Consider the following 14,699-nt stretch of genomic DNA (forward strand, 5'->3'; position numbering starts at 1 on the left):
GGAACTAAAGATGCTTCAGAAGGACATCGAAAAAGTATTAATTTCAGAGGAAGAGTTACAAGACAAGATTAAAGAGCTTGGGGAATCTCTAACAATAGAATACCAAGATAAGTTTCCATTATTGGTGGGTGTACTTAAAGGTGCAATGCCATTTATGGCAGATTTGATGAAACGAATTGATTCTTATGTAGAAATCGATTTTATGGATGTAACTAGCTATGGTAATGCAACCGTTTCTTCAGGAGAGGTAAAAATTGTTAAAGACCTGAACACTAGTGTTGAGGGTCGTGATATTATCATTATTGAGGATATTATTGATAGTGGTCTTACGCTAAGCTATCTTGTCGATTTATTTAAATACCGTAAAGCAAAATCTATCAAGATCATTACTTTGTTAGATAAACCATCTGGTCGTAAGGTGAATTTACGAGCAGATTATGTTGGCTTTGAGGTTCCAGATGCATTTGTAGTAGGTTTTGGCTTAGACTACGCAGAAAAATACCGTAATTTACCTTATATAGGTGTTTTAAAGCCATCAGTTTACTCGTTTTAAGAAAGATGTATCTTTTTAGACAATTTTAAAAGGAAACATCTTGAATAAGAGGCTTTTCATTGTACGACCAAAACTTCATATGTTAAGATTTACTATAGTTTTTCTGTTTATCTTGTGAGGAGGCTGGGGATGAATCGAATATTTCGATACACCATATTTTATTTATTAATTTTCCTCGTGATTATCGGGATCTTTGGGACGTTTAATAATGCGAACCAACCTACGAAAGAGATACAATATCACGAGTTTATTACAGCATTAGAGAATGGCAAAGTAACTAAAGCTACAATTCAACCAGATAAAGCGGTCTATGTAGTAAAAGGTGAAATGGAAGGGTATAAAAAAGGCGAGTCTTTCGTTACCAATATACCCCTTGATGATCAAGAATTGATGAATGAGATTCATAAAGAAGCGAAAGCAAATACTAAGATCCAATTTTTAGGGGCTCCAGAATCGAACGGATGGATTCAATTTCTGACTGGGATTATTCCATTTATAGTCATCTTTATCCTGTTCTTCTTCTTGTTGAATCAGGCTCAAGGCGGCGGAAATCGTATGATGAGCTTTGGCAAAAGTAAAGCAAAATTATATGATGACCAAAAGAAAAAAGTTCGTTTCACAGATGTAGCTGGTGCCGATGAAGAAAAACAAGAACTTGTAGAGGTTGTAGATTTCTTAAAAGACCATACCAAGTTTGATGAAATCGGCGCACGTATTCCAAAAGGGATCCTACTAGTAGGACCTCCAGGTACAGGTAAAACGTTATTGGCTCGAGCAGTAGCTGGTGAAGCTGGCGTTCCTTTCTTCTCAATCAGTGGTTCTGATTTCGTTGAAATGTTCGTTGGTGTTGGTGCTTCTCGTGTGCGTGATTTATTTGAAACTGCTAAGAAAAATGCTCCATGTATCATCTTCATCGATGAAATTGATGCAGTAGGCCGTCAACGTGGTGCAGGTTTAGGCGGTGGGCACGATGAACGCGAACAAACGTTGAACCAATTACTTGTTGAAATGGATGGTTTCGGTGGAAATGAAGGTATCATCATCATCGCTGCAACTAACCGACCAGATATACTAGACCCTGCATTATTACGTCCAGGTCGTTTTGACCGACAAATTACTGTAGGTCGTCCAGATGTAAGAGGCCGTGAAGCAGTACTTAAAGTACATGCTCGTAAAAAACCATTAGATGAAACAGTAGACTTAAAGGCAATTGCACAACGCACACCAGGATTTTCCGGTGCAGATTTAGAGAATTTATTGAACGAAGCTGCATTAGTAGCAGCCCGTGAAAATAAGAAGAAAATCGATATGGGCGATATTGATGAAGCAACCGATCGTGTTATTGCTGGGGTTGCCAAAACAAGCCGTGTCATTTCGGAAAAAGAACGTAATATTGTTGCATTCCATGAAGCCGGACACGTAGTGGTAGGCTTGACATTAGATGAGGCAGAAAAAGTGCATAAAGTAACAATCGTTCCTCGTGGTCAAGCTGGTGGTTATGCTGTAATGCTTCCAAAAGAAGATCGTTATTTCATGACAAAACCAGAACTACTAGATAAAGTGGCAGGGTTACTTGGTGGACGTGTATCAGAAGATATTGTCTTCGGTGAAGTTTCAACAGGTGCTCATAATGACTTTCAACGTGTAACAAGTATTGTTCGCTCAATGGTTACTGAATACGGTATGAGCGATAAGCTTGGACAATTGCAATTTGGCTCTAGCCAAGGTGGCAATGTATTCCTAGGTCGTGACTTAAATTCTGAACAGAACTATTCCGATCGCATTGCATACGAAATTGATCAAGAAATGCAACAAATCGTGAAGGAACAATATGAGCGTACAAGAAAAATTTTGACAGAACGTCGTGATCTTTTAAATCTAATTGCTACAACTTTACTCGAAGTTGAAACATTAGATGCTGAACAAATCGAGCATTTAGAAAAATACGGTAAGCTTCCAGAACGCTCTTATGAAAGAAAAAATCATAAACTTGGAGACGAAAACGATGCTCAAGAGATCGAATCTACTGATGCTAAAATTGTTCAAGAAACAAAATTAGATATAAACGGTAAATCCGATCCGACAGTTAGCGATCTGCCTAAAGATTCTAACGGTGAACAAAAAAGCGACGGAATTCAAGAAGAACATTGATCATTGCAACAGTAAGAGCTGACTCCTACATTCAGTAAGGTAGTCAGCTTTTTTTCATCTATGTAGATATGTTATGATTCATGAAGAATGACATAATAAGTGAGGATAATTTTCATGATTTTAGTGATGGATGTAGGAAATACGAATATCTCAATAGGAATTTATAAAGAGGATCATCTTGAACACCATTGGCGAATGAAAACAGACACCTTAAAAACAGAAGATGAGTATGCTATGCAGCTTAAAACTCTGTTTATGGATGGAGACTTATCTTTTAAAGACATACAGGGTATTATCATTTCTTCGGTCGTACCGCCAATCATGTTTTCGCTTGAAACGATGTGTCGGAAATATTTTTCTATCGAACCTATAGTAGTAGGACCTGGAGTAAAAACAGGGCTCAATATCAAATGTGAAAATCCAAGAGAAATCGGTGCCGATCGAATTGTCAATGCTGTTGGAGCTATCCAAGAATATGGGGCCCCAATAATCGTTGTGGATTTCGGTACAGCAACAACATATTGTTATATCAATGAAAATAAAGAGTACATGGGTGGTGCAATTGCCCCGGGGATGACAATATCTATGGAGGCACTTTTTACACATTGTTCAAAACTACCGAGAATAGAAATTGCGACACCTCAAAACGTTATCGGAAAAAATACGGTTTCTTCTATGCAAGCAGGTATTGTATATGGTTATGTAGGACAAGTTGAAGGAATTATTGGACGCATACGCCAACAAGATAGAGAAGATGCATTAGTGATTGCAACAGGCGGTCTAGCAAATTTGGTTGCAAAAGAATCTACTATCATTGATATAGTTGATCCGTTTCTAACGTTAAAGGGATTAAACATCATTTATAAAAGAAATCATGAAGAAAAGGAGAAGAAGAATGGCTGATTATTTAGTAAGAGGGCTTGGATTTAACGGGAGTGTCCGTGCGTTTGCAGTTCGTACAACTGATACTGTAGGTGAGGCACAACGCCGACATAACACATGGCCTACCGCTTCTGCGGCACTTGGGCGAACAATGACTGCAACTGTTATGATGGGAGCTATGTTAAAAGGTGATGCTTCTATTACGGTGAAAGTAGATGGTAATGGTCCAATTGGTCCTATGGTCGTTTGTGCAAATGCAAAAGGAGAAGTGCGTGGATATGCGATACACCCACAAGTTCATTTTGATTCAAACCCACAAGGTAAGCTGGATGTTCGTCGTGCAGTTGGTACAGAAGGGACAGTAACAGTTGTAAAAGACCTTGGTATGCGCGATCCTTTTACAGGACAAGTACCCATCATATCTGGAGAAATTGCAGAAGACTTCACCTATTATTTTGCCAAATCTGAACAAGTCCCGTCATCTGTCGGATTGGGTGTATTGGTGGACACGGATGACACCATTCTTGCAGCCGGTGGTTTTATTATTCAAGTATTACCTGGTGTAGATGACGAAACCATTACAGAAATTGAAGAACATTTATCAACCATCGAACCCATCTCTAAAATGATTCAAAAAGGGTATACGCCGGAACAGATTTTAGAAGCAGTACTGGGCGAAGGAAATGTTCAAATTTTGGATCAAATGCCGGTTAAATTCCAATGCACATGTTCTAAACAACGTTTTGGGGCTGCCATTCTTAGCCTTGGTGAAAAAGAGATTCAAGAGATGATAGATGAAGATGGTATGGCGGAAGCACATTGTCATTTCTGTGAAGAAAAATATCACTATTCTAAAGAAGAACTAGAAGGTTTTATCGAAGAAATTCACTCACAAAAGAACTAACTGTCATAATTTGAATCAATTTCATAAATCTTTTTGTGTAAATTTTGTATACACTTGAAATGATATTATTATATTTGGTTCATTGAATAGACAAAAATAGTCTATATTTATTAAAAACGTAAGATATTTTTATTGACAAACTATTTTCAAAAGTTGTAATATAAAGACAATAAAGCATATTAAAATACTAGGGATTGGGAGAGGAATAGTAGATGAGTAAAATAGTAAATTCAGTAGTAGAATTAATTGGCAATACACCGATCGTAAAATTGAACCATGTAACAGGACCTAACGATGGGAATGTTTATGCAAAACTAGAATATTTTAACCCAGGCAGCAGTGTAAAAGACCGTATCGCAGCAGCAATGATTGAAACAGCTGAAAAAGAAGGAAAATTAAAACCAGGTAGCACAATTGTTGAACCTACAAGTGGTAACACTGGTATCGGTCTTGCTATGGTAGCAGCAGCAAAAGGCTATAAAACTGTTATTGTCATGCCTGATACGATGAGTGTTGAACGTCGTAATCTATTACGTGCTTATGGTGCTGAACTTGTTTTAACTCCAGGTGCAGATGGTATGAAAGGTGCTATTGCTAAAGCAAACGAGCTAGTAGAAAAAAATGGCTGGTTTGTACCACAACAATTTGAAAACCCTGCAAATGTTCAAGCGCACCGTGCAACTACTGGACCAGAAATTATTGAAGCATTCGAAGGCTTAAACTTAGATGCTTTCATCTCAGGTGTTGGTACTGGTGGTACTGTAACAGGTACTGGCGAAGTATTAAAAGAAAAATATCCAAATATTGAAGTCATCGCTGTAGAACCAAAAGATTCTCCAGTACTTTCAGGTGGTAAACCAGGTCCACATAAAATTCAAGGTATTGGTGCAGGTTTCGTTCCTAAAGTGTTAAATACAGAAGTTTATGATTCTATTTTCCAAGTTGCAAATGAAGATGCATTCGATGCAGCTCGTAAAGTAGCAAGAGAAGAAGGCGTGTTAGCTGGTATTTCATCTGGTGCGGCATTGTATGCAGCAATTGAAACAGCAAAACGCCTAGGAAAAGGCAAAAATGTTTTAGCACTTCTTCCTGATACAGGTGAACGTTACTTCAGTACAGCTTTATATCGCTATGATGACTAATTGATACTTATCCTATTAAGAAAGAGTACTCAAAAACAATGAGTACTCTTTTTTCTGTGGGAAAAACTTTTTCATGTACAGGTTGGAGCAATTGTTCATGGATACTGTTATGGCAAAAGTAAAGTGCCAGTCATAGTGATTAACTGAATGATCTCATAGGTCTTAAGCACAATTCAAAATCCATATACAATTACGTCTCATGATGGATTGATCAAGTGGATAAAATTATTACTTTGTTAAATACATAGGTGTTGTTATACTGAAAGCAGATTTAGAAAGAGAATATGGAGGTTTTCAATTGGTCATTCAACTGATAAAGTCTGAACCTTTTCCAATACAAAAAGATGTCTTTTTTAATAGCTATAAAAAGAGAATAGAAAATGAAACACATAGTGTATTTTTAGAAAGTGGACGAGGTGGCACTAAAACAATTGCTACCTGGAATCCACTTGCTGTCGTACAATCTACAGAAAATGGATTACAAATCGATTGGCGAGATGGTAGACGAGATATACACATAGGGGAACCCCTCCAATTAGTTGAACAATTGCTTTTACAATATAAAGTTGATGCGCCAAGCGATTCGTTTTATGGGGGTGCTATTGGTTTTATAGCATATGATTATGTGCGGAAGATTGAAGTACTTCCGAATATCGCTAAAGATGATCTACAAATTCCAGATATATACTTTTATATAGTGGATTGTTGGACGGTATTAGATGTTGAACATGAAAAGGCAACTGTTATGAAATTATCTACATCTGATATAGACGTGGAGGAACTAGCAAAAAGCTGGCAAACTGACTGTTCAAAAAGTTACTTTAATCATACAATTGCTCAAGCAGTTAAAAATGATGACTCTCGCTTGGTTTCGATGACATGTGAGCAGTTTAAGGAGGCTGTTGAACAAATTCAACGCTATATTGCTCAAGGGGACGTATTCCAAGTAAACTTATCTGTCCGTCAGGCCCAAAAAGTAGATGTGGATCCCATCATCATGTATGAAGCGCTCCGCACATTTAATCCCTCTCCGTATATGGCGTATATCGCTTCACCTCATTTTTCGATTGTATCAGGATCGCCAGAATTATTGCTTCAAAAATATGGAAACAACCTATCAACTCGCCCAATTGCAGGAACACGTCCACGTGGTAAGGATGACGCTGAAGATAGGACGCTTGCGGACGAATTGATCCATCATGAGAAAGAACGTGCTGAACATATCATGCTTGTCGACCTTGAGAGAAACGATTTGGGGCGCGTTTCTGAATATGGCACCGTTCATGTTGATGAATTGATGGTGATTGAAAAATATTCACATGTTATGCATATTGTTTCGAATGTGCGAGGGAAGGTGTCAAAAGATAAAAGCAATGCAGAAATTATTCGGGCGGTTTTCCCTGGAGGAACCATTACGGGTGCTCCCAAAATACGTACAATGGAAATAATTGAAGAATTAGAACCTGTGCGACGCGGATTGTATACGGGGTCAATTGGCTGGATCGGATTTAATGGAGACATTGAACTAAATATTGTTATTCGTACATCTTTTATCAAGAATGGAGTAGCCTATATTCAAGCGGGTGCAGGTGTTGTTATTGATTCGGTGCCTGAGCGCGAATACATAGAATCACTCAATAAAGCAAAAGCGCTATGGCAGGCTAAAACAATGGCGGAAGGAGTAAAAGAACGATGATTTTAATGATTGATAATTATGATTCCTTTACATACAATTTAGTTCAATATTTTGGTGAGCTAGGTGAGCAATTGCTTGTTAAGCGTAATGATGGCATTAGTATCGAAGAAATAGAAGAAGTGCGGCCTGAAATGATTGTAATATCACCGGGACCCTGTAGTCCAAACGAAGCTGGAATCAGCCTTGAAGTCATTCAACATTTCGCAGGGCAAATTCCCATATTAGGGGTATGTTTAGGACATCAAGCGATTGCGCAAGCGTTTGGTGGGAAAGTGATACGTGCTAACCGTTTAATGCACGGTAAAACATCAGCGATCTATCATGATGATAAAGGCGTAAATAAAGATTTATCGAATCCTTACACAGCAACAAGATATCATTCGTTAATCGTTGAAAAAGAAACGCTCCCAAGCTGTCTTGAAATCACCTCTTGGACAGCAGAGGGAGAAATCATGGGCATCCGTCACAAGGAATTTGCAGTAGAAGGCGTACAATTCCATCCGGAGTCCATCATGACCCAAGATGGCAAAAAACTTTTAAAAAATTTTATCACTACCTATTGCAAGGAGAGAGTACAATGATTTGTTGGATGAATGGAAAGTATATTGAGAGTACAGAATTATCTGTTTCACCAACTGACCATGGTTATTTATATGGATTGGGCTTTTTTGAAACATTTCGTACATACAACGACAAACCCTTTCTTTGGAATGAACATTGCGCACGTATCCAAAGGGCTTTAGAAGAATATCGAATTACGATGTCCTACACTTTCGAAGAATTACGGGATGTTATAATAGAATTAAATAAACGAAATGGACAAACAGATGGCTATTTCCGCTTAAATATTTCTGCTGGCGAAGGTGGTATCGGATTAAGTAAAACACATTATTCAAACCCTAATGTTATTATTTTTCGTAAAGAACTTCCAACAGCTTCAAGAGGTCACGAAAAAAATGCAGTTTGGTTGCATACGATACGTAATTCACCAGAGCAGGCCATTCGCTATAAATCCCACCATTATGCCAATAATATACGAGCTCGTTTTGAAGTACCTTCCTTGAAAGGATTAGAGGGCTTCTTTGTTAATGCAGAAGGCCATATAGCAGAAGGGATTACTTCGAATATTTTCTGGGCAATAAAAAAAGAACTATATACACCTTCTATTTCTACAGGAATTTTACCAGGTATTACACGCCAACATGTATTACGCTTGGCTCATGAGGTTGGACTAAATATACATGAAGGAAAGTATAGGCCGCAGGATTTAGAAAAGGCTGATGAATGTTTTATCACAACTTCAATTCAAGAGTTGATTCCTATTAAAAAATTGGACGAAAAATGCTTTCTAGGTAATGCAGGAGACATCTATCGGCAATTACATACCATGTATATCGCATCTATTGAAAGGGAGTAAGAAGATTGAATCTTGACAAATATAAAGTATTAACAATTGATAGTCACACGTTAGATTTTGCAAATGAAACAGTCGTTATGGGAATTTTAAACGTCACACCTGATTCTTTTTCAGATGGTGGTCAATACGATTCTGTTGAAAATGCAGTGAAGCATGCCAAAGAAATGGTCGCTGATGGTGCTAAAATTATTGATGTTGGTGGAGAGTCTACTCGACCAGGTCATACTCCTATTTCAGCAGAGGAAGAACTTTCTCGAATCATTCCGGCAATAAAAGCTATTCGCTCAGAAGTCGATGTATTAATCTCTGTTGATACATTTAAGTCACAAGTGGCACGTGCTGCTATTGAGGCAGGTGCACATATTATTAATGATATTTGGGGAGCACAATACGATCCTAAAATGGCGAATGTAGCAGCAGAGCTTCATGTGCCTATTATTTTAATGCATAATCGTACAAACGAAGATTATGGAGAAGATTTTTGGGCAGATGCTAAAAGGGATTTAGAGAAAAGTGTTGACATTGCCCATAAGGCAGGAGTAAAAGACGAATATATCTGGTTAGACCCAGGTATCGGATTTGCTAAGTCACACGAACAAAATATTGAGATGATGAAAGCTTTACCGCGTCTTGTAGATATGGGATATCCGGTATTACTAGCGACATCGCGCAAACGTATGATCGGTAATGTGCTTGATCTTCCAGTAAGTGAACGTATGGAAGGAACTGGAGCAACTTGTTGCTATGGAGTAGACAAGGGTTGCCATATGGTAAGAGTACATGATGTAAAACCGATTGCAAGAATGATGAAAATGATGGATGCGTTGAAATAACAATGACAGTCAATTGTAATCAATTCTTTGCATGAATGGACAATAATTCTTCACTTCAATATGTAAAAAACAGTCATGAGCGATTGCTCCCCAGCTGCATATCCTGCATGAAAGCGGGGGCAATAAAGCAACAGATGTTTTATATGCCAACAGCAAAGCGCAGGCGGAATTGCCTAAGTGACTAACTTAGTGTTAAATCTGTTGAACCATGGCTTCCAGCGGATGTCACGGATTTGAAAGAGGAGCTTTTCAAGCATACTCGAAAAAATTCGGACGCAATACGCTGAGGCATAATTGATAAAGCGTAACTTTAAGTATTTAATACGATAAGCTGATGTTAGGAGAAACAAAATGGATTATATTCACATTAGAGATATGGAATTCTATAGTTTTCATGGTGTGTTGCCGGAGGAAACTAGGCTAGGGCAACGTTTTCGAGTGACCGTGTCTATTGCTACGGATCTACACCATGCTGGCGAAACAGATGACCTTCATCATACCGTAAGCTATGCAGAAGTTTATGAGGTTTGCCAAAAAATTGTAGAGGGAAAACCATTTAAATTGATCGAATCAGTTGCCGAGAAAATTGCTGCAGAAATACTAGGAACATATTCAAATATAGTAAAGGGGATTCGTGTCGAGGTTATCAAGCCGGACCCACCAATTCCAGGTCACTACAAAGAAGTATCTGTAGCAATAACTAGGGGAGTGTTTGCATGAATGAGGCTTATATTTCATTAGGGTCTAATATGGGGGATAAAGAGGAAACATTACGTCATGCTGTACAATTATTACAACAACATCCGGCAATCATGGTTGTGAAACTTTCATCGATTTATGAAACGGACCCAGTTGGCTACACAGATCAAGACGTTTTCTTAAATATGGTGATCCTTGTACATACGCCATTAGCTGCACAAGAATTATTGGAAGAATGTCAAAAAGTGGAGCAAGCATTAAAAAGAGTTCGTGTTATTCGATGGGGTCCACGAACGATAGACCTTGACATTTTACTCTATAATCATGACAATATTGAAACAGAGACGCTTATTGTACCTCATACTCGAATGCATGAGCGTGCATTTGTTCTCGTTCCTTTAGTGGAAATTGCACCAGAGCTTAAGCACCCAACGATTGGCGTAGCATTTCAAGCGCTACTTGAGCAAGTTGGAAAAGAGGGCGTCAGACGATGGAAGATAGCCACTGATTTATCAGGATTCATCCTTTCCAAGGGCTCAAAGGATTCATTAAGTTAGATTCTTTCAAGGAACCAGATTGCTCCGTTTCATTGTGTAGAAACCGGGTCTAGAACATGCTGATTTTTTAGGGAATCATTATTGGATATATCGAAATAAAGTAATAAATATAAACCCAAAGACGAATGCATAATCGTCTATTAAGGAGGAAAAACGGTGACTTTAATGAACGATAAACCGTTTAAAATTGGCGATATTGTCATGGACAATCGTGTCGTACTTGCGCCAATGGCTGGTGTCTGTAACTCGGCATTTCGTCTAACGGTGAAAGAATTCGGAGCGGGCCTAGTATATGCAGAGATGATTTCAGATAAAGGGATCGTTCATCGTAATAATAAAACGATGAGTATGCTATATATTGATGAACGTGAAAATCCACTTTCACTCCAAATTTTTGGTGGCGACAAAGAAACATTAGTTGAAGCAGCACGATATGTAGATAAATATACTACAGCGGATATCATCGATATTAATATGGGCTGCCCTGTCAACAAAATTATTAAATGTGAAGCAGGAGCTAAGTGGTTATTGGATCCAAATAAAATTTATGAAATGGTTTCTGCAGTTGTGGATGCTGTTGACAAACCCGTAAGCTGTAAAATGCGTATCGGTTGGGATGAGGATCACGTTTATGCAGTAAAAAATGCACAAGCTGCAGAACGCGCTGGGGCATCTGCCATTGCCATGCACGGTCGTACTCGTCTTCAAATGTACGAAGGAAAAGCAAATTGGGATATTTTAAAAGAAGTAAAAGAGAATATCCATATTCCATTCATCGGCAATGGTGATGTTGAAACGCCAGAAGACGCCAAACGCCTATTAGAATATACAGGTGCTGATGGTGTTATGATTGGTCGTGCAGCATTAGGAAACCCATGGATGATTTTTCGTACAGTTGAATATTTAAAATCGGGTAAACTAATGCCTGAACCACCAATTCGTGAAAAAATCGATGTATGTTTACTGCACTTTGATCGTTTGATGAAACTTAAGGGAGAAAGCATTGCGGTACGTGAAATGCGTAAACACGCTTCATGGTACTTAAAAGGTGTAAGAGGCAATGGTAAAGCACGTAATCGTATTAATCAAGCCGAAACGGCATTAGAGTTGCACATGATCTTAAACGAACTTGTCGAGGAAATCGAAGGACAAGAAAATATTCCCGATTATATCCAATTGGGTTAATAGGCTATATGAATTCTAAAGAGGGGATGTCTCAAAGGCGTTTTTAACACTTTTAGACATCCCCTAAGTTATGACGTTACTTTTCTATTGTTCTACTCTGTACCTGTATAAGGGACAGTAAGATCTCACACCTCCAAAGCGTAAGCAAACTTTCATTTATGTGAGCGATTGCTCCCATTCGTATATGAAAAAGCTTTTTACATGAAAAAAATCTATTAAAAATAATGATTAAATGGTAGTTTCTGAACACTTCTTTTTTCTCTATATCCCACATGTAATGTTAGATTTAAAGGGAAAATGAGTAGAAAGACGTGATTCATCCATGAAAATTGTGTACAATAAATACATTATGGACTGCTAAGCGCAACAAATATAAGGAGTGAAAATTGTGGCAGAAGAATTAAATGACCAACTTTTGGTGAGACGCCAAAAAATGGATTCTATAAGAGAAAAAGGCTTAGACCCATTCGGTCAACGCTTTGAACGCACACATTTATCAAGCGAATTAAAAAAACAATACGCTGATTTATCAAAAGAAGAATTAGAAGAAAATGAACATCCAGAACAAGTAGCGATCGCTGGCCGGATCATGACAAAACGCAGCAAGGGTAAAGTCGGTTTTGCGAACATCCAAGATCTTGGCGGTCAAATCCAAATCTATGTACGTAAAGATGCAATTGGTGAAGAAGCCTATGATATTTTTAAACATGCTGACCTTGGTGATATCGTAGGGATTAAAGGTACAATCTTTAAAACACACGTTGGTGAATTAACTGTTAAAGCACTAGAATTCACTTTCTTATCTAAATCTTTACGCCCATTACCTGAAAAATTCCATGGCTTACAAGACGTAGAACAACGTTATCGCCAACGTTATTTGGATCTAATCACAAATGAAGATAGTAAAGCAACTTTCATTACGCGCAGTCAAATCATCCGTTCCATTCGTAATTTCTTAGACAATAAAGGCTACTTAGAAGTTGAAACACCAATGTTAAACTCTGTAGCAGGTGGTGCAGCAGCTCGTCCATTCGTTACACACCATAACGCATTAGATGCAACGATGTATATGCGTATAGCAATTGAACTATACTTAAAACGTTTAATTGTGGGTGGTCTTGAAAAGGTATACGAAATCGGTCGCGTATTCCGTAACGAAGGTGTATCTACTCGCCACAACCCAGAGTTCACTTTGCTTGAACTATATGAAGCATACGCGGACTTCCACGATATTATGGACCTTACTGAAGATTTATTTGGACATGTTGCTCAAGAAGTACTCGGTACAACTCAAATTCAATATGGTGAAGATACAATCGATCTTTCTAAAGGCTGGAAACGTCTACACATGGTAGATGCGGTTAAAGAGGCTACAGGTGTAGACTTCTGGAAAGAAATGACGAAAGAAGAAGCACAAGCTCTTGCTCATGAGCATCATGTAGAGATTAAGGATACGATGGAAGTAGGGCATATTATCAATGAATTCTTTGAACAAAAGATAGAAGAAACATTAGTACAACCTACATTTGTTTATGGTCATCCCGTTGAAATTTCACCACTTGCTAAGAAGAATGCTGAAGATCCACGATTTACGGATCGTTTCGAATTATTCATCGTACGACGTGAACATGCAAATGCATTTACAGAATTAAATGATCCAATTGACCAACGCGAACGTTTTGAAGCGCAATTACGTGAAAAAGAACAAGGTAATGATGAAGCACATGAAATGGATGAAGATTTCTTAGAAGCATTAGAATATGGTATGGCCCCTACTGGTGGTTTAGGAATCGGCGTAGACCGTTTGATCATGCTTTTGACAAACGCTCAATCTATTCGCGATGTGTTATTATTCCCATTAATGCGTTCACGTGACTAATGAAATGATTCACAAATAGATTTTATACTGATACGACGTTCTTTTCATTTGAGAACGTCGTTTTTTGCTGTTTATCAATCTTCATTTATCCCGCTTTAACGGGCAGTAAGACCCCCACTTCAAGATGTAGAGATAAACGAGAAAGGTAGGTGGGATCAACTGCCCATAAAAGTCCGATTGGTTTAGCTAACCATCAGTAGGGGATGAAGAAAACCCCCACTGATGGAATCTTCACTTTATTTAGCAGCTGTTTGTTGCAACAAAAGCGAAGTGGCAGGAGTACATGTTTTTCCTGCGACGAAAGCAAAGCGACAGGAGCACTATGTTTTCCTGCGACGAAAGCAAAGCGACAGGAGCATATGTTTTTTAGCGAAGGTGAAGTGCCGATGTAGATTTTTATTTTAATAATTTCACTTGCATATGTAATGATATAGTGTTATATTAATTGAGTTGCTAATTTTCTTAACTTGTTAGCTTTAAAAAATCATTGACATTAAAAAATGAAGATGATATAGTATATAAGTTGCTGTTGAAGAATTGCGACTTATTTATCAGAAACTTAGAAGTTAAAAAATCTTGACAAAGCAAATATTGTTATGTTAAAATAACTAAGTCGCTGATAAGTGATGAAATATGAACCTTGAAAACTGAACAAGCAAGACGTTAATCAATAAAATTTGTTCACTAACCTCCGTTAGTGACAAAGATAAAATAGATATCATCTTCGGATGATACGCTAGCAAAGCAAATGAGCTTTCAAACTTAACTTTTATGGAGAGTTTGATCCTGGCTCAGGACGAA

At 38.0% G+C, this 14,699-nt stretch carries 13 protein-coding genes; all 13 read left to right on the plus strand.

The window, feature by feature from the left end:
• The first annotated feature begins 10 nt into the window (after positions 1–10).
• Positions 11–553 (plus strand): hypoxanthine phosphoribosyltransferase, encoded by a 543-nt coding sequence (gene hpt, locus FEU33_RS18390; protein WP_146550929.1) that lies wholly within the window; start codon positions 11–13, stop codon positions 551–553.
• 129 nt (positions 554–682) lie between these two features.
• Positions 683–2,704, plus strand: coding sequence for an ATP-dependent zinc metalloprotease FtsH (gene ftsH, locus FEU33_RS18395; RefSeq protein ID WP_146550930.1), 2,022 nt, complete (start codon positions 683–685; stop codon positions 2,702–2,704).
• A 114-nt stretch (positions 2,705–2,818) separates the two neighbouring features.
• A complete protein-coding gene (locus FEU33_RS18400; protein ID WP_146550931.1) occupies positions 2,819–3,607 on the plus strand; it encodes a type III pantothenate kinase in 789 nt (262 codons plus the stop codon).
• Positions 3,600–4,490 (plus strand): Hsp33 family molecular chaperone HslO, encoded by an 891-nt coding sequence (hslO, locus tag FEU33_RS18405; protein ID WP_146550932.1) that lies wholly within the window; start codon positions 3,600–3,602, stop codon positions 4,488–4,490. The genes FEU33_RS18400 and hslO overlap by 8 nt, the downstream gene beginning before the upstream one ends.
• A gap of 212 nt (positions 4,491–4,702) precedes the next feature.
• Positions 4,703–5,632, plus strand: coding sequence for a cysteine synthase A (gene cysK, locus FEU33_RS18410; protein WP_146550933.1), 930 nt, complete (start codon positions 4,703–4,705; stop codon positions 5,630–5,632).
• Positions 5,633–5,936: 304 nt separating this feature from the next.
• Positions 5,937–7,328, plus strand: a complete 1,392-nt coding sequence (locus FEU33_RS18415; RefSeq protein ID WP_146550941.1) for an anthranilate synthase component I family protein — start codon at positions 5,937–5,939, stop codon at positions 7,326–7,328.
• Positions 7,325–7,909 (plus strand): aminodeoxychorismate/anthranilate synthase component II, encoded by a 585-nt coding sequence (gene pabA / locus FEU33_RS18420; RefSeq protein ID WP_146550934.1) that lies wholly within the window; start codon positions 7,325–7,327, stop codon positions 7,907–7,909. The genes FEU33_RS18415 and pabA overlap by 4 nt, the downstream gene beginning before the upstream one ends.
• Positions 7,906–8,745 (plus strand): aminodeoxychorismate lyase, encoded by an 840-nt coding sequence (pabC, locus tag FEU33_RS18425; protein WP_146550935.1) that lies wholly within the window; start codon positions 7,906–7,908, stop codon positions 8,743–8,745. The genes pabA and pabC overlap by 4 nt, the downstream gene beginning before the upstream one ends.
• Before the next feature lie 5 nt (positions 8,746–8,750).
• The gene (folP, locus tag FEU33_RS18430) at positions 8,751–9,578 is read left to right on the plus strand and encodes a dihydropteroate synthase (protein ID WP_244951078.1); all 828 of its coding nucleotides are present in this window, start codon (positions 8,751–8,753) and stop codon (positions 9,576–9,578) included.
• 351 nt (positions 9,579–9,929) lie between these two features.
• Positions 9,930–10,298 (plus strand): dihydroneopterin aldolase, encoded by a 369-nt coding sequence (gene folB, locus FEU33_RS18435; RefSeq protein WP_146550936.1) that lies wholly within the window; start codon positions 9,930–9,932, stop codon positions 10,296–10,298.
• Complete coding sequence (gene folK, locus FEU33_RS18440) at positions 10,295–10,834, plus strand: 2-amino-4-hydroxy-6-hydroxymethyldihydropteridine diphosphokinase (protein WP_146550937.1); 540 nt, start codon at positions 10,295–10,297, stop codon at positions 10,832–10,834. The genes folB and folK overlap by 4 nt, the downstream gene beginning before the upstream one ends.
• Positions 10,835–10,999: 165 nt before the next feature.
• Positions 11,000–12,019: a tRNA dihydrouridine synthase DusB gene (gene dusB / locus FEU33_RS18445; RefSeq protein WP_425328624.1), complete on the plus strand. Its 1,020-nt coding sequence runs from the start codon at positions 11,000–11,002 to the stop codon at positions 12,017–12,019.
• A gap of 388 nt (positions 12,020–12,407) precedes the next feature.
• Complete coding sequence (lysS, locus tag FEU33_RS18450) at positions 12,408–13,898, plus strand: lysine--tRNA ligase (protein WP_146550939.1); 1,491 nt, start codon at positions 12,408–12,410, stop codon at positions 13,896–13,898.
• Positions 13,899–14,699 lie beyond the last annotated feature (801 nt).

The sequence above is a fragment of the Rummeliibacillus suwonensis genome, assembly GCF_007896435.1.
In the GTDB taxonomy this organism is placed as follows: domain Bacteria; phylum Bacillota; class Bacilli; order Bacillales_A; family Planococcaceae; genus Rummeliibacillus; species Rummeliibacillus suwonensis.